Here is a 15,545-nt window from a genome sequence, read left to right as displayed (position 1 = left end):
AAACAATTTGGGTAATGCTTACAATTATCAGGGGCAGTACCAACAGGCAATAGATTTCTTGCAGCAGTCTTTGGAAATAGCTAGGGAAATAGGCGATCGCAATGGAGAAGGCAAATCCTTAATGAATTTGGGTATTGCTTACGGCTCTTTGGGGCAGTACCAACGGGAGATTGAGTTATACCAGCAGTCTTTGGAGATAGCTAGGGAGATAGGCGATCGCAATTCTGAAGGCGCATCCTTAGGTAATTTGGGTATTGCTTACGGTTCTCTGGGGCAGTACCAACAGGCGATAGATTTCTATCAGCAGTCTTTGGATATAGCTAGGGAAATAGGCGATCGCAATGGAGAAGCGATCACATGGTTTAATTTAGGTCTGTCATTAGAAAACGTCAATCGGGAATCAGACGCGCTGGGTGCTTATCGCAATGCCCGTGAACTATTTCAGGCGATGGGAATTGATGATAACGTGCAACTTTGCAACAATGCAAGTGAGCGTCTTTCTCAACCAAAAACGCCTGTAGTTTCCCGTCGTGGTTTTTGGGTGTGGTTGCGTCGGTTGTGGCGTTGGGTACGCAGTTGGTTTCGGCGGTGAAAGAGAGATACGCCATAATTACTCATAGCGTTACAATATTATTACTTAACTTATCACTAAAATAACTGAATTATGAAAAAAATAGAAATCGAACTGGATCAAGAAACATTTGCAAAAATAGAAAAATTAACACAAACTTATCATTGCGAAATTTCTGACATAATCAAAGCAATGATTGAGCAACTAACACAACCAGAAGTTATTAATGATTCCTTTATCGGTAAATGGTCTAATGAGGCGGAATTAGTTGATACAATGGTTGCAGATATTTTAAAACATAGGAATTTATAAAAACTAAGTTAGCTGTGAGAAAATCTTTAATTGATACAGACATTGTATCAGAGATTCGCAAAGGTAAAAATACTAAAATAAATGCTAAAGCTATTGCTTATAGAGCTATATGGCAACAATACACAATTTCGGTAATTACTGTTTCTGAAATCATCAAGGGATGGAGGAAAATAAATCGCAATGACCGCATTCAAGAATTTTTGGCAGATTTATCTCAATTAGAAATTTTGCATTTAGACCAAAGCTGTGCAGAAATTTCAGGACTTATTCAGGCAGATTTAGAAAAAGCAGGACAATCAATTGGATTAGCAGATGTCTTAATAGCTTCTATAGCGATCGAAAAGAATTTAGTTTTAGTAACAGGGAATACTAAACATTATCAAAATATCCAAGCATTAAGATATCCTTTAGTAATCGATAATTGGCGAGAATGAAAATTTTTGTTTAATGTTCATAATGAACGAGATTCAAAACTTACACAAACAAGCAATGGATTTTGCAGAAATGGCACAGGTATCAAGATAATAATTGATACTAATCTTTGGATTAGCTTTTTGATTGGCAAGGAATTGAAAGAATTAAAAAAATATTTATAAAACCACGCGATCGCTCTTGTCGATTCCCATCTAATGATACACTCATCACCTGACCCAACAGCGATCGCAATTCTGAAGCGATCGCATGGTTTAATTTAGGTCTGTCATTAGAAAACGTCAATCGAGAATCAGACGCGCTGGGTGCTTATCGCAATGCCCGTGAACTATTTCAGGCGATGGGACTTGATGATAACGTGCAACTTTGCAACAATGCAATTGAGCGTCTTTCTCAACCAAAAACGCCTGTAGTCTCTCGTCGTGGGTTTTGGGTGTGGTTGCGTCGGTTGTGGCGTTGGGTACGCAGTTGGTTTCGGCGTTAAAATAAGGTGTAAGAATAGTGATGAACATAAATTTAAGAGAGAATAATATTTGAAACTATGTTACAAAATACCTATCAACTCCCATTGACATTTGAGCAAATTCTTACCCTTGTTAAACAACTTTCTGATTCAGAAAAGTTGTTACTTAGCAAAGAGCTAGAAAAAGAAACCTTGAATAAAAAGTTAACGCAATTACTAGAAATATTTAAAACTGATGAATTATCTTTAGAGGAAATTACAGAGGAAGTAGAATTAGTCCGTTCTCAAATTTATGCCAGAAAACAAAACAATCAAGATAATCATTGATACTAATCTTTGGATTAGCTTTCTGATTGGTAAGGAATTAAAACAACTACAAAACCTTTTACTTGAAGAAACAATTCAAGTGGTAGTTTCTGAAGAGATATTAGAAGAAATTATCTTGGTTACTCAACGTCCTAAGTTACAAAAATATTTTCCGCCTAACAAAGTCAATGAATTAATTCAAATTTTGCGAACTATTAGTTTATTTATAAATATAATGTCCGAAGTTTATCTTTGTCGGGATGCAAAAGATAATTATCTTTTAGCACTAGCAAAAGATAGCAATGCTAATTTTTTACTTACAGGCGATCAAGATTTATTAGAGATTACAAAATTTGAAACTACTGAAATTATTACCTATAAAGAATTCTTACTTAAATTATAAATTTGTTGAATGATAGTAGATTCAATACGGTTCGGTTAGCTTGTTTACCCTGCGAAGATCCCCCCAACCCCCCTTAAAAAGGGGGGCTAATTTCCTCTTTTACCCCCTTTTTAAGGGGGTCGCCACAGGCGGGGGGATCTTATCCGAACCGTATTGATAGTAAATTCAAAAAATAGTTGGGGAGAACTTGGATAAATAAACAACAATTATGACTCGAACAACAACTACTGAATATAAACATATTTTAGTCGATGAAGGCAATGTTCCTTTCATTAAAGGAACATCGATGAAAGTTGTAGAATTAATTACTTCCATTCATGCTTATGGTTGGAGTCCAGAAGAATTACATTTTCAATATCCACATTTGAGCATGAGCCAGATTTATTCGGCTTTAGCTTATTATTGGGAACATAAAGAACAAATTGATGCTGATATGCAGCAACGTTTTGAGTATGCGGAAAGATTACGTTTAGAAACAGGAGAATCTCCATTAGCAAAAAGACTTCGTGCAGAAGGATTAATTAAATGAGTGTTGCATATCACGAATGAGGCTCTCCCAACAACACAATTGAACACTTCAATTCTCGAAGTAACTGCGTTGTCACTTCGCTGACGGCTAATCCACCGGCTGTGCGATAACGAACGGAACGTAACACCGCTAAATCAAATGCCTGAGATTCCCGAATTATGGTTTTAGCAATATCATCACCCTTGATTGTTTGGATATTCGTATTCACCTGTAATTGGCCTTTAGAGGTAATATCAGACAATTGAGATACAAAGTTTTCTACTCGAGTCGGCGGTGTTTTGCGATCGGATACGTGTAACAACACTACTTCTGCCTGATTAACATCAGCCAAAATCTGGGCGAATCTTAAAGCACCGATAGTTTGGCGCGTTAAGTCTCCAACTGGTACAAGAATTCTTTGAATTGTCTTAGGACTACTTAAGAGGCGTGTTACTGCTACTGGACAGTGAGAAGACCAGAAAACGCTATCAATTACATTACCAAATAAACGGGCACGCAAACCTGTTGTCCGCGACCAACCCATCACTACTAAACTAGCATTTTGTTCTCGACTGGTGCGGCTAATCCCCAAAGCTGCATCATCATCAATCCGAATTGCTGGTGATACTTCTACCTCAAATTCTTGACTGATTTCTTTAGCTAAATTCAATCTTTCCCGGCTTTGCTCGAGTGCTGTTACTAATTGCGGATCATCCATCTGGATATGTGCTTTAGTAATAGCTAATGGCACAATCCTTCCAGATTCATGACTAGCTAGCAGCGCTGCCATTTCTATTAAATAGCGCTGGGTTTGGGGGTTGTATATTGGCACTATTACAGTAAATTGATCTTGGTTTTTCTCTACTTGCTGATCTTCATCACCTTGCCACCAAGTTGTCAAACTATCTGTTGCAAAATCTGACTGAGAAAGCTGTAGTGAAGGAGCAAATCGTGCTGTTATTATAGGGCCCAAAATAGCAGTTACCAGCATGAGGACAATCACACTGTTTAAGACAGCTTCACTGATTAAGCGCTCACCAGCAGGATTTACCGTTTGATAAGCAACCAAGGTTGCTGCTAGTGTGGCTGCTACCTGTGGTAGTGACAATGACCACATGGTTAGCAATTCCGCCGTGTTATAGCGATACAATAATTTAGCTAACAATGCCGCTATAAATTTGCTGCCAATCAAAGCCACTACAATTACCACAGTCAGCCAAACTGAACTGAGGGTTTTGATAAATGCAGGAATATTAATTAATAATCCCATGTCTACAAAGAAACAAGGGATAAATAAAACACTACCAATAAACTCGATTTTTTCTTTGACTGGGCTACGTCCCAGAACGTCGTTGACAGCTAAACCTGCTAAAAACGCACCAACAATTTTTTCAACTCCAATTACCTGCGCTCCGACAGATGCCAAAAATAATGCTAGTAATATAAACAAAAACTGGTTACTTTGTTCATCCCCAGAGCGGCGAAAAAACTCTTTTCCTGCCCAGTCAAAGCCAAACAGGACAACAGCAGTGTAAATTGCTAATCCACCTAATAAAATCGCTAAACTCATGGCGGAGAATTCTCCTCCGTGAATTCCAACACAAATCGCTAATACTAGCAAAGCACCTGTGTCAGTAAAAATTGTCGCACCAATGGTGACAGTTACAGCTTCATTCGTTACCACTCCCAAACGACTCACAATTGGATATGCCAAGAGGGTATGAGAAGCCAGTAAAGAACCAATTAAAAAGGAGGCATTCCAACCAAAATTGAATAAACGTCCTGTAGCAATGCCAGCAATCATTGGAACTAAAAATGTTAAAGTGCCAAACCCGATTGAGCGATTTCTAGTTTTACGAAACTGCTCTAAGTCAATTTCTAAACCTGCGACAAACATCAAATAAAGTTTGCCGATCTCCGAGAGCAGATTGATAGTTTCAGACTCAGGGTTTAACAACTTTAGTCCATTTTGCCCTAGTAATATACCTGCAACCAACAATCCCACTAATCCAGGTAGCCGTAGTCGCTCAAATATAGGAGGTACAGTAAAGATTACTGTTAGGAGAATTGTAAATGCAACAATAGGACTGTCTGTTAGCGAGTTCAGTGCCATGTTTAATAATTAAACCTAAATAGGAAATTTCCAATTTGCATAAGAAATTTTACTTAAAATTCTTGCTTGCTTCAGTCTTATTGGTTACAAACAATTAAATCTTTAACAGCATAAATGTTGCGATGCCTACGGCGAGCGAAGCTATCGCAATTACGATAGTACCTTAAGAAGGGACTATCTACATCTATAGGTTGAAATAAGAATGGAATTTATAGTAATGAAAATAATGGATGAATAAATAGTAGAAAATGGCTCATACCGCTTATCGTTTGAATGATTAGAGGTGCAAAGATGTACTAACTTACTTCTGTGCGCCATATCTATAAAAATCTGGAAGACCGTTATTATGGGTTCCTATCAATGATAATTTTAAGCATTGGGAACCCCTAAAAATCAAAGTTTATGAACGCAGCCGACGATAAAACGATTGTTCGCGAGTATTTCAATTCCACAGGTTTTGACCGTTGGAAGCGAATCTATGGCGATGGCGAAGTCAACAAAGTTCAACTAGACATCCGCAATGGACACCAGCAAACCGTGGATACAGTTCTCGGCTGGCTGAAGGCTGATAACAATTTACCAGAGCTATCAATCTGCGATGCTGGATGTGGTGTCGGTAGTCTCAGCATTCCTCTGGCGGTAGATGGTGCGAAAGTCTATGCCACCGATATTTCTGAGAAAATGGTGGAAGAAGGCAAGGATAGAGCCAAGCAAACCTTGGGAAATGATGAAAATCCCACTTTTTCCGTGCAGGATTTGGAATCGTTGAGTGGTAGTTACGATACCGTTATTTGCTTAGATGTTCTCATCCACTACCCCCAAGAAAAAGCGGATAAAATGATTTCTCACCTCTGTTCTTTGGCACAGTCGCGGATAATTCTCAGTTTTGCGCCGAAGACTTGCGCCCTAAGTATACTCAAGAAAATTGGCAGTTTCTTTCCCGGGCCGAGTAAAGCGACTCGTGCATATTTGCATCGTGAGGCTGATGTGGTGAAAATCTTGGAAAGTAATGGCTTTTCATTGCAACGAAAAGCAATGACGAAGACTCGTTTCTATTTTTCCCGCCTACTTGAAGCTACACGTAAGTAAAGTTAAAATCGCAGCAAGATCAATATTATACCTTTGCTGCGATTTGAAAATCTCAAGGTTTAACGTTGGTAAGTATTCTAGTACAGCGATCGCTCTGATTTGGAGCATGAACAATTATCATAGCGCAATACGCTTGGGTTAAGGCTAAAACTCTTTATCAAAGTCAAATTTTTAACGAACCGCAGAGGCGCAGAGGAAGCAGAGAGAACAGAAAAAATGCTTAACCCAAGCGTATTGTATCATAGCGATCGCACAGCCATATTTAAATAATACAGGCAAAATTTATACTATATTTTTGACATTTAACTCCTGTCCGTGGGTTTAAGTCCCCCGGTTCAATAAAAATTTTGTTTTGTGTTGGGGTTAAATCCCCATTACAAAACAAAATTTACGTTAGCGCAGCGTTAGCGAGTCCGCGAGCGTCATTACGAATTACGAATTACGAATTATTTAATATGATCGCTTTCCTCCGTGACAAATAAACAGTGGGAGAACCGTAAGCGCCTAGATAGTATCGAAAAGCACTGAAGAAGATGGAAGAAACGCTGACAAACCTATCTCAGGAGTAAATTGATATATTGGAAGCTTTGCGAAAGTAAGGTTAAAATCGCTAGCAAAGTGTAAATCTGAAGTGGAACTATGAAAACTGCTGAAAAATTGGCCGCAGCTTGGCTACTGACAATGGGATTCATGTTTGTAACTCTATCAGTAGCAGAGGTATTTAATAAAACGACTATGGAAAAATCAATCACGCTACCCTTAGCTTGGGATGGCTCGATTGAATTCTTACCAACAAATACCCCTGTAATTGATGATACTACGGTAGAACGTCTAATTTTTGGTATTCCGACCCTAACACTGGGCACATGGTTAGCATTGGGATTATACCGTCAAAGCCGACAGGAGAAAAAAGCCCTTAATCAACAAGTTAGCGATCGCCTGCAATCGATTTTTTATAAAATGCTACAAGAAAATCATGGGCGCATAACTGTATTAGGCTTTGCCATGCAGTCACAATTACCCGCAGCCCATGCTAGGCAATATTTAGATGAAAAAGCTAAAGACTTCAATGCAAACTTTAAGGTGAACGAAGAAGGGGCTGTATCATATCATTTTGATGTCTAATTGTCATTTGTCCAAAGTCCAATTGTTATTTGTCCTTTGTTATTAACATTTTTGAGGGGTCTAAGTCCCTCGCTTCTAAATCGCGACAAGTTTTGCGGTGGGGTTAAAATCCCCAGACGCTCCCGGACTCGCTAATGCAAAACTTAATTACGAATTACGAATTACGAATTACGAATTACAAAATAGACTTACGTTAGTTTTTTTGGGTATGTGGGTAGTATAAATTACCGAAAAAACTAATTTGGCAGATGGCAATGTTCAAAACTAAATTATCACAATCCCATGCTTGGGGGGAATTTTACACCTTGAGGTTAATGCATCGCCATATTGGGGCGATCGCAGTTTTAATTTTAATTAGCTTACTGAGTTCATTGAGTGGAACACCAGATCGTCATACCATCTCTAACTGCTGGGAAGGCTTTCTCTGGGGATTGGCAGATCCAGTAATTGGCTTAGATTGTTTAGTTGGCATTGTTGCTATTGGCTTACTCTCATCTGTGTTTGTTCGTGGTGCTGCGATCGCTGGATGTTTTGTCTTAGCAGCAATATTGGGGATTGTAATTAATTTATTCCAGCTAAATTTACCAGGCATAGAAATAGCGTTCGCTGAAAGCGTTGGCGCAGCCATCGCCATTTCTACCATCGTTTTTAGTACTATGCTGATGATGCCAAATCAACCAAACTTTATAGTACTTGCTCTGGTGGGCGTTAGTGCTGGTTTATTTCAGGGTTACGCTGATGCTGAATCTATTATTGGGGCAGGAATGATGCCATTAATTGCCTATATACTAGGCATGACCTTAACTCTGTTTGCGGTTGCCATGAGTGCCAGAGAAATTGGTAGTGCGATGGGTATGGGAGAAATAGACCGAATTTTACCCTGGAAAATTAGCATTGCTGGCTTCGCTTTCTGTGCGATCGGCATTGTGTTTTTGAGCAATTCGATAATCTAAATAAAATATTTCAACTAGTTCCGTGGGTTTAAGTCCCCCGGTTCAAAAATCACGCAAGTTTTGTGTTGGGGTTAAATCCCCATTACAAAACAAAATTTACGAAAGCGTTGCGGGGCGTTCGCGTTTAGCGTCTCTAAGAGTTGCCCATTACGAATTACGAATTACGAATTACGAATTACGAATTACGAATTACGAATTACGAATTACGAATTACGAATTATTTAAGTCAGTGGAATACATTCATTTGTGGGGGCGCACAGCTAAGTGTACGCCCCCACTACGTCTTCAGACTGAAAATTGGCCAGCAAGCAAGTAGCACAGGGTTTTAGTGAATAAGCTGATGCACCTCTGCGCTAATCTAGAGGCTATATCTCAAAAAAAGCTTATGACACCTGAAGAAATTGCGGGTACATTAACAGAATTATTTGGTACATCGGCTGTTGGTGCCATCGCTCCTGGATCGTGGCAAGTAGACACTTCTGCTTTTCGGCTGTTGGTGCTGCTTTCCGAAGATAATACTTGGTTGCGAGTTTTACTACCTATTGTCCCTATCCAAGAAGCCCAACCATTTTTAGGACAGTTCCTAGAAGCCAACTTTGATGACACTCAAGAAGTACGTTACGCTTTGTATGAAGGGGTGATTTGGGGAGTATTTCAACATAACAGTAGCACTTTAGTGGGTGCAGATTTGTCCAATGCAATCAACCGACTTGTATCTCTCCATGAGGCTAGATTAGATAATGTCTTTAATCGACTAATTGAAAGCCGTATCCGGCAAATTATTCAGGCAGCAAAACAGCAAGGGCAATCTCTACAAGCTACTATGCAAAGCTTGGAACGCTTTTACGCAGAAGGAGTGATGGGTGAAATAGATCAAAGCTCAGAGGCGCGAGAAGAAGTTCTAGCTGCTTGGCGGCGTCAGTTAGAACGTTTATGGAATGAGGGTTAATTTTAATTTTTAATATGGATTTTTATCCGCGCCCCGTTTACATATTAAAGTAATTCACACATATATCTATTTATCATGGATATCATTGAAATCCTCAAAGAAGACTATCAAAGATTCCCAGTAAATCAAACTTACAGCATTTACGCTCCAGAGGTTTATTTTCAAGATCCACTAAATAAATTTCGTGGCGTTAAACGTTACAAACAGATGATTAATTTCATCGAGACTGTGTTTTTAGATCCCAAAATGGACTTACATAACATTCAACGTTTAGGAGACACAATAAAAACTGAGTGGACACTCAGTTGGAATACTCCTCTCCCCTGGAAGCCACGAATCTCTATTCCTGGTTGGAGTGAATTAGGTCTTAACTCTGATGGTTTGATTGTCTCCCATATCGATTATTGGAATTGTTCACGCTTAGACGTGGTGAAGCAGCATTTATTTGCTGCAAAAATCTAAACAATTAAGGGGCGTTGCTGAATTGAAGTATCCTCAATGAACGAGTCAATAACTTATCAAATATCACTCGCTGTCCGAATACAATAATTGTATTCGCCAACTTCTTTGAGGAGTGGAGCAAAAACAGCTTTCTGTTTTTTCATGTAAAAAGACCAATTATTGATAATAGGTTCTCCACCTGCGTTACTTGATTCAAGCCGAACTCGGACGATTGCTATGTCTCCACCTGATTCAACCCTAAGAATCTCATATTTTCTTGGGGAATAAAAAGAAACAACATCATCAGATTTACAGTAATACCCTGTACCATCTTTGGCAGTAGTGATTTGTTGAAAGTAGCTATCGGCTGCGCCATCTGCCCTCTGCTCTCTGCCTTCTGCCTTCTTCAATTACTTTTATTCGATGTGATCAAGCCTCCCGTCGACGATTATGTGTGGAAGGGGTTTGTGTTTTTCAAATTCTCTTTTAAGATAGTTGCTTAAATACCAAAGCGGTTCGCCGAATTCTTCGGATTTGGAGGCCCCCAATTCAATCAACAGTGAGGTGCGTTTATTAATTTCAAGAGCAACTTTTTTGGCAAATTCGGCATTGCTTTGAAAGCTTTCGTCCGGTGGGTGATTAGCATCGAACCAAAGTACGTAGAGCGTGGAGACTAAAGTTCTTCTTTGCCAGATATGGGTGTTAGGAGAATCTAGAAATTCTAGCAGTAATTCTAAATTACTTGGACTAGCAAGCATCAAATCTTCGTCTTGTTGTGAGAAATGAAGCTCGTCGTTAATAGCCCAAGTTTCTAATTGTTGGCGACATAGTGGGGGAAGGATGTTACCTCCTCTACTAAAATCTGTGGAGCCGCATTTGCAACAAGATTCAGATCATGCGCGTGTCTCTTCAAATGCTGCGGTTAGTTCATCAAGAAATCGCGTTTCTTCATTGCCGCATTTTGCACATGAACGGGTTTGTTCGTATTTTTGAGATTTCATTATACACTGACTAGGGTTTAACAAATAGGCACATATTTTCAACATCCAAACTACAAGTGGTACTTGTTCTTTTTACGCTTACGTTACTCTCTATGTAATTAAGAAGTATGGTTTTGAGTAATTATAGCAAAAATAACAGTATAGATTTTAGTGTACATTTTCAATCCCAGCTTAACGAATTAAATACCTGCGTGCGCCTCTGTGGTTAGTTTATTTAGATAATTTCTTTCTTGGAAATCCCTTAACTTTAGTTTTTTCCATCCTGAAAGTGCGCCTCCCTCGCACATGGGCTGCTGATGACAAGCCACTATGCGTCTATGCACTTCCATCAGAAGCCATGATGATGAATATCGCAACATTCATCATCAACATCACGATATTCATCATCAACATCACGATATTCATCATCAACATCACAATATTCATCATCAACATCACGATATTCATCATCAACATCGTGATATTCATTATCAATATCGTGATATTCATCGTCAACATCACGATATTCATCGTCAACATCGTGATATTCATCGTCAACATCACGATATTCATCACTAACGTTAAAGCAATCGTCCAAAAAACCAGGTGCGATATCGTAATTAAGAGAAATTACTTATATTTAAGTATTAGTTTTCTAAAAAATAAAATTATTCACGAATTTTACTGAACCAGAAAACAGCTTTACTAAGTCAAACTAGCTCTAGAACCCTCTCTAACGAATATATCTATGTCCCGTCCAAAACGTACATCCCGTATTCTAGAAAAAGCTGAATTGAGATCCACTGGACTGAAAGCAATAGATTCAAACATGGATTTTGGCGATAATTGCGATTTGCAAAATCTGACTAAATCAATTGAGCAGTTACGCACTATGCTTGATGCTTATAACATCGCTCTAGCTATGATTGACTCTTCCAAAACTAAAATTGATGAGATGGAAAAAACCTTGAGCAATCTTACAGATAAGATGGTGAGGGGCGTTGCCTTTAAGTATGGCAAAAACAGCAGCGAATATGAGATGGCGGGTGGTATTCGTGATAGCGAACGTGTCCGCAAAAGCAGGTTAAGCCGCCTGAAAGCTGGTGCAAGAAAAGTATCAGATGAGAATGCTAAAACCGCCTAAAACACCACGGCGCAAGGCAGAAAGCAGAGGCGAAGTAAGCTTTTAGCAAGGGACATGGAGAATGAGCAAACGCTATTTGTTCATTAAAAGTATTTGTTGTTGACTACTGCGATACCTTTGGTGGGCTTTGCCTACGCAATTTATTCTATTCGCTGATGCTCTTTAATAAGCAAGATTTGTATACAGTTAATATCATGCAATACCATGTATATTATCTTATGCATTTTGTAGTATAACCTCATCTTTGGTGATGTTGAAAATGTTGCAATCTGCGATTTTCAGCAATTTTTATTGTCTAATTTCTAATTAGACTTTATAGTAATACGGTGTTTTTCCTGAAAATTTCTCGGCAGATTTTTACCATGATTTATTCTCACAAATTGCAGAAGTTTTTGACAGCTTTCTCTTTATCTGTAGTATTAGTAGCTGATTTAGTAATCACACAAAAAGCTCCTCCAGCTTTTGCCCAGACGGTAAATTCATCTATCGGTAATGGTGTAACATTCAGTTGCAATGACAGTGAAGCGACTATCAAAGCTAAAAATGGCCCCAGAGTAGTTTATGGAAGTACAGCCATTTACATTGGTTATCAGCAAGTCTCATCTAATAACAAAAACCCTGTGACAATCCGTTTCAATAGTGGTATCAAATCATGGTGTAGAACTGATTACGAAACAACGAATGACGACGGTACAGGTTACGGATTATATTGGGATGGAGGCAATGTTTTATATGGCGTTTACTCCTCCACTGGTAGTCAGACTGGTAATGATTTTCGCCGCTTTGCAACTGGGCGTTGGTTGTCTAGCTATGGTAGCGGAGGCGGGCCAAAAGTCGCAGTTATAGCCCGGATTAATCCAGCCAATGGCCAGGTTGACTATGCCACATTTTTAACTGCCAAAAAGGCGGATAATGGACAAACTAACTCTTTAGTTGTCCAAAATCTATCATGGAATGGTACAAATTTGACTGTGCAGGCAAAGTCATGGTGGACTCCCCGTCGCACTAATACAAATTCCATGACTTGCACTGGTTCATCACCTTATCAATACACAGCCGTATTTACTGGCGATTTAACAAAGGTGAACTCTGCTTCAGCTCCTACCTGTAGTTAGGGACTTCCAAGAAATAAATTATCCAAATGAACGAACCACTCCAGACGCAGAGAACACAGAGAGGGGAGAAATAGAGAAGATTTTTGCGTCAGTTTTGGGATATTTTTTTATTTGGAAGTCCCTTAAACAGTAATGATTCAGCTATCAAACCGCAACGCGAGAGTCATTAGTCCAAGAGAACCTACCCCGTCAGAGAACATGGTTTGAATTATAAGGGTTCTCGACCCAGTGAAGTACAATTTTGACATCACTTCCATTCCTCTCTCCTAAAAGGAGAGAGGCTTTGAATTTTTCCCCCTTCCCGCTTCGGGAAGGGGGCTAGAGGGTTAGGTCTATTTGCATACCCGTACCTCACCGGATTGAAACCGCCCACTTTCTTTTGCCAATGACCAATGACTAATGACTAATGACCAATGACTAATTTTTCCCATTCGGACGCTGAATAATCGTCTCCACCACCCGGCGCTTGGCGTTTGGATCAATACCTACCAAGCGCACGTACTCACCGCTATATTCTGTTAGAGTTGATTCCAAATTTGAGATTGCATCAGACTCTGCATCGATGTGGCTATGAACACAAGTTTGCCAAGCACCTGTGCGGAAGCGGCGCTCATCTACGTGTTCAATGCTAATTTTGTAACCCTGAGATAATAATTGCCTAATTTGAGCTTGTGTATCTAGGGTCAAATGTGGACTCGATGCTTCCTGTTTTTGGAATCCATTAGTTTTTGCTTCTTGAGTTGCACCATTGCTTGAGGGCTGATTAATTGGTGTTACAGCAGGAGATTGTGCAGATTGAGAATTTCTACCTCGATTGAGTCGATTGTAATCATCAACTAAGTGGGAATTTTCCACCCGTTTTTGTTCACCAACGAGGAAGTTACCAGACTCGATTAAGTGAGACAGCCTGAAATCTGGCTTTTTAAATTCTGGTGGCCCTTCAACGCTGTTAACCACATTCAAGGATACCTGCTCAAAACCTACTTGATGGATGTAGTTGCGGATTTGTTCATCATAAATGCGCGATCGCAAAGCGCTAAAAAAGTCAATGGACTGATTGACAAAAGTATCAACTAGCTGTTCAACTTCCTTCTGCGAAAGTCCATCCGCTTCAAAAATCCCCTTGACAATTCCCACCTTGTCGTCTCGATTTGGTTCCCAGTAAAATTTCTCCATCCGTCCATCCCGAATTAACGGTGCATAGAGGGTGGAAAAATCATTACCTGTGACAATAATCGGCACACGATGTAAAGGCGTGGAATCATAGCTTCCAGGCAACTGCACATCTGTGGGATTATCAGCAATATTCATCAGTGTGGCATTTACCAACTGCGTATTTACAGTATATTGAGTGCCTTCATCAAAGCGTCCAGCACCCGCATCTAAATCGTTAATCATCAGTACACACATTTTGCCGCGTACCTTGATGAGTTCTGCTGTTTCCCGATAGCGTAGCCGAATTAACCGCGCCGGATCTCCTGCATCTGGACTTTCCAATTCGCCGCCAGATATGTTAGTCACCTCGATACCCATTTTCTCGAAGACTAATTGACATTGAAATGTTTTGCCTTCTCCTTTGCGTCCGTGAATACCTAAAATCACCGGGACTCGCACGCCAGGAAGTTTCAAGAAGTTTTTAGTGATGTGGACAGCCAGTTTGTCTAGAAAGCGAGGAGCGATGTAGTAACCCATAAAATTATTTTTGCCTAGCACTGCTTAAAGTAATGTTAAGTTTTTTTGGTGATGACTGTTTATTTATCTTTTGGTAGAAAAGTAACGCTACCATACACGTCTTATTGGATATGCATCAAAAATTTTATCAGCACTCAGTATAGGTATATTTTCTAGGAGTGCTTGTGCAATTAAAATTCGGTCAAATGGATCACGATGATGTAAAGATAGTGTAGCAACAACAGTAACGTGGCTAATTTTGATATCGAGTAAACTAAAATCGTTCAGATTGAGTTGCTGTGTGATAAATATCTCAAATGGCTGATTTAAATTAAGCTTTCCTAAATTCTGCTTAATAGCTATTTCCCATAAACTAGCTATACTTAGTAAAATTTCATTATTCTCATCATTGATGAACTCTAGTACTTGATTACTAAGTCTTGAATTGTCAGTCACATACCAAATAAAAGTATGTGTATCCAACAGTAATATCATTCCATATATTCCTTAAAATCTTCCAGTGGTTCATCAAAGTCATCAGATATTGTAATTAAACCCTTTGCACTTCCAGGTTGACGGCGGCGTTTAACTGGCGACACAGGAGTTAACTTCACAACAGGTTGATTATCTTTGATGATAATAATTTCCTCACCACTGAGTGCTGCTTCAATTAAGTCAGGTAAGTGTTGAGATGCTTCAGCTAGAGTAATTTGCTGCATAATTACTACCTTTGAATATAAAGACTAAAGTGCTACCACTATCCTAACTTTGAATTATCAATTAAGTTAAAGTAAACCAATTTAACCAAGCGTCCCAATTTTCCACGATTTGAGCAAATTCTGCATCTGACTTTTCCCGTTAAGTCTGTTTTGCAAGCTGCCAACCTTCACAGAGGTCGTGTAATTTTAACCAACCTCGCCACAGTACCTGGATACCAATTGGTGTTTTGCTTCGATGTTCTAGGTAGCCG

Annotated in this window: 22 protein-coding genes; 14 read left to right on the top strand and 8 right to left on the bottom strand. The window is 39.3% G+C overall.

Annotated features, from left to right (window positions below; translation table 11 throughout):
* The 3 genes from LC653_RS22765 to LC653_RS22755 all read left to right on the top strand — a co-directional run.
* Window positions 1–592, top strand: a 592-nt coding sequence (locus tag LC653_RS22765; RefSeq protein ID WP_229497005.1) for a tetratricopeptide repeat protein, incomplete at its 5' end; no start/stop codon positions are given.
* A gap of 72 nt (window positions 593–664) precedes the next feature.
* Window positions 665–883, top strand: a complete 219-nt coding sequence (locus tag LC653_RS22760; RefSeq protein WP_229456160.1) for a hypothetical protein — start codon at window positions 665–667, stop codon at window positions 881–883.
* Between the two features lie 14 nt (window positions 884–897).
* A complete protein-coding gene (locus tag LC653_RS22755) occupies window positions 898–1,317 on the top strand; it encodes a PIN domain-containing protein (RefSeq protein ID WP_229497004.1) in 420 nt (139 codons plus the stop codon).
* A 112-nt stretch (window positions 1,318–1,429) separates the two neighbouring features.
* Here the strand turns inward: LC653_RS22755 and LC653_RS22750 are convergent, their stop codons facing one another.
* Both LC653_RS22750 and LC653_RS22745 read right to left on the bottom strand, forming a co-directional pair.
* The gene (locus LC653_RS22750) at window positions 1,430–1,600 is read right to left on the bottom strand and encodes a hypothetical protein (RefSeq protein WP_229497003.1); all 171 of its coding nucleotides are present in this window, start codon (window positions 1,598–1,600) and stop codon (window positions 1,430–1,432) included.
* The gene (locus LC653_RS22745) at window positions 1,597–1,827 is read right to left on the bottom strand and encodes a hypothetical protein (RefSeq protein ID WP_229497002.1); all 231 of its coding nucleotides are present in this window, start codon (window positions 1,825–1,827) and stop codon (window positions 1,597–1,599) included. The genes LC653_RS22750 and LC653_RS22745 overlap by 4 nt, the downstream gene beginning before the upstream one ends.
* A 29-nt stretch (window positions 1,828–1,856) precedes the next feature.
* Here LC653_RS22745 and vap15 point away from each other — a divergent pair, with 29 nt between their 5' ends.
* From vap15 to LC653_RS22730, 3 genes are all read left to right on the top strand, one after another.
* Window positions 1,857–2,105: a type II toxin-antitoxin system VapB15 family antitoxin gene (vap15, locus tag LC653_RS22740; RefSeq protein ID WP_229482557.1), complete on the top strand. Its 249-nt coding sequence runs from the start codon at window positions 1,857–1,859 to the stop codon at window positions 2,103–2,105.
* Window positions 2,071–2,487 (top strand): putative toxin-antitoxin system toxin component, PIN family, encoded by a 417-nt coding sequence (locus tag LC653_RS22735; RefSeq protein ID WP_229497001.1) that lies wholly within the window; start codon window positions 2,071–2,073, stop codon window positions 2,485–2,487. The genes vap15 and LC653_RS22735 overlap by 35 nt, the downstream gene beginning before the upstream one ends.
* 208 nt (window positions 2,488–2,695) lie before the next feature.
* Window positions 2,696–3,016, top strand: a complete 321-nt coding sequence (locus tag LC653_RS22730) for a DUF433 domain-containing protein (RefSeq protein WP_229497000.1) — start codon at window positions 2,696–2,698, stop codon at window positions 3,014–3,016.
* A 10-nt stretch (window positions 3,017–3,026) separates the two neighbouring features.
* On the opposite strand, the gene LC653_RS22725 is transcribed toward LC653_RS22730, so the two are convergent.
* The gene (locus LC653_RS22725) at window positions 3,027–5,108 is read right to left on the bottom strand and encodes a cation:proton antiporter domain-containing protein (protein ID WP_229496999.1); all 2,082 of its coding nucleotides are present in this window, start codon (window positions 5,106–5,108) and stop codon (window positions 3,027–3,029) included.
* A gap of 402 nt (window positions 5,109–5,510) precedes the next feature.
* Here LC653_RS22725 and bchM point away from each other — a divergent pair, with 402 nt between their 5' ends.
* The 5 genes from bchM (at window position 5,511) to LC653_RS22700 (ending at window position 9,686) form a co-directional block, all read left to right on the top strand.
* Window positions 5,511–6,197 carry a magnesium protoporphyrin IX methyltransferase gene (bchM, locus tag LC653_RS22720; RefSeq protein ID WP_229496998.1) on the top strand — a complete coding sequence of 229 codons (687 nt, stop codon included), beginning with the start codon at window positions 5,511–5,513 and terminating at the stop codon, window positions 6,195–6,197.
* Between the two features lie 639 nt (window positions 6,198–6,836).
* Window positions 6,837–7,322 carry a hypothetical protein gene (locus LC653_RS22715; RefSeq protein ID WP_229496997.1) on the top strand — a complete coding sequence of 162 codons (486 nt, stop codon included), beginning with the start codon at window positions 6,837–6,839 and terminating at the stop codon, window positions 7,320–7,322.
* 254 nt (window positions 7,323–7,576) lie between these two features.
* Window positions 7,577–8,275 (top strand): HupE/UreJ family protein, encoded by a 699-nt coding sequence (locus LC653_RS22710; protein WP_229496996.1) that lies wholly within the window; start codon window positions 7,577–7,579, stop codon window positions 8,273–8,275.
* Window positions 8,276–8,660: 385 nt separating this feature from the next.
* Entirely contained in the window at window positions 8,661–9,224 is a 564-nt protein-coding gene (locus LC653_RS22705; RefSeq protein WP_229496995.1) for a leucine zipper domain-containing protein, read from the top strand.
* A gap of 75 nt (window positions 9,225–9,299) precedes the next feature.
* Complete coding sequence (locus tag LC653_RS22700; RefSeq protein WP_229496994.1) at window positions 9,300–9,686, top strand: C6orf136 family protein; 387 nt, start codon at window positions 9,300–9,302, stop codon at window positions 9,684–9,686.
* A gap of 56 nt (window positions 9,687–9,742) precedes the next feature.
* Here LC653_RS22700 and LC653_RS22695 read toward each other — a convergent pair whose 3' ends face one another.
* Together LC653_RS22695 and LC653_RS22690 are read right to left on the bottom strand one after the other, a co-directional pair.
* On the bottom strand, window positions 9,743–10,075 hold the full coding sequence (locus LC653_RS22695) for a hypothetical protein (RefSeq protein WP_229496993.1): 333 nt from the start codon (window positions 10,073–10,075) through the stop codon (window positions 9,743–9,745).
* 6 nt (window positions 10,076–10,081) lie between these two features.
* Complete coding sequence (locus LC653_RS22690; RefSeq protein ID WP_229496992.1) at window positions 10,082–10,423, bottom strand: hypothetical protein; 342 nt, start codon at window positions 10,421–10,423, stop codon at window positions 10,082–10,084.
* A gap of 552 nt (window positions 10,424–10,975) precedes the next feature.
* On the opposite strand from LC653_RS22690, the gene LC653_RS22685 reads away from it, so the two are divergent.
* The 3 genes from LC653_RS22685 (at window position 10,976) to LC653_RS22675 (ending at window position 12,904) form a co-directional block, all read left to right on the top strand.
* The gene (locus LC653_RS22685; protein ID WP_229496991.1) at window positions 10,976–11,224 is read left to right on the top strand and encodes a hypothetical protein; all 249 of its coding nucleotides are present in this window, start codon (window positions 10,976–10,978) and stop codon (window positions 11,222–11,224) included.
* Between the two features lie 169 nt (window positions 11,225–11,393).
* Window positions 11,394–11,789 carry a hypothetical protein gene (locus LC653_RS22680; protein WP_229496990.1) on the top strand — a complete coding sequence of 132 codons (396 nt, stop codon included), beginning with the start codon at window positions 11,394–11,396 and terminating at the stop codon, window positions 11,787–11,789.
* A gap of 362 nt (window positions 11,790–12,151) precedes the next feature.
* Window positions 12,152–12,904 (top strand): hypothetical protein, encoded by a 753-nt coding sequence (locus LC653_RS22675; protein WP_229496989.1) that lies wholly within the window; start codon window positions 12,152–12,154, stop codon window positions 12,902–12,904.
* 417 nt (window positions 12,905–13,321) lie between these two features.
* Here the strand turns inward: LC653_RS22675 and LC653_RS22670 are convergent, their stop codons facing one another.
* From LC653_RS22670 to LC653_RS22660, 3 genes are all read right to left on the bottom strand, one after another.
* The gene (locus LC653_RS22670) at window positions 13,322–14,596 is read right to left on the bottom strand and encodes a RuBisCO small subunit-like domain-containing protein (protein WP_229496988.1); all 1,275 of its coding nucleotides are present in this window, start codon (window positions 14,594–14,596) and stop codon (window positions 13,322–13,324) included.
* 87 nt (window positions 14,597–14,683) lie between these two features.
* The gene (locus LC653_RS22665) at window positions 14,684–15,070 is read right to left on the bottom strand and encodes a type II toxin-antitoxin system VapC family toxin (RefSeq protein ID WP_229496987.1); all 387 of its coding nucleotides are present in this window, start codon (window positions 15,068–15,070) and stop codon (window positions 14,684–14,686) included.
* Complete coding sequence (locus LC653_RS22660) at window positions 15,067–15,294, bottom strand: type II toxin-antitoxin system Phd/YefM family antitoxin (RefSeq protein ID WP_229496986.1); 228 nt, start codon at window positions 15,292–15,294, stop codon at window positions 15,067–15,069. Before LC653_RS22660 ends, LC653_RS22665 begins: the two co-directional genes overlap by 4 nt.
* Window positions 15,295–15,545 lie beyond the last annotated feature (251 nt).

The sequence above is a fragment of the Nostoc mirabile CHAB5784 genome (assembly GCF_020829645.1).
Taxonomy (GTDB): Bacteria; Cyanobacteriota; Cyanobacteriia; order Cyanobacteriales; family Nostocaceae; genus Nostoc; species Nostoc mirabile.
This window is presented reverse-complemented; position numbering and strand designations above follow the sequence as displayed.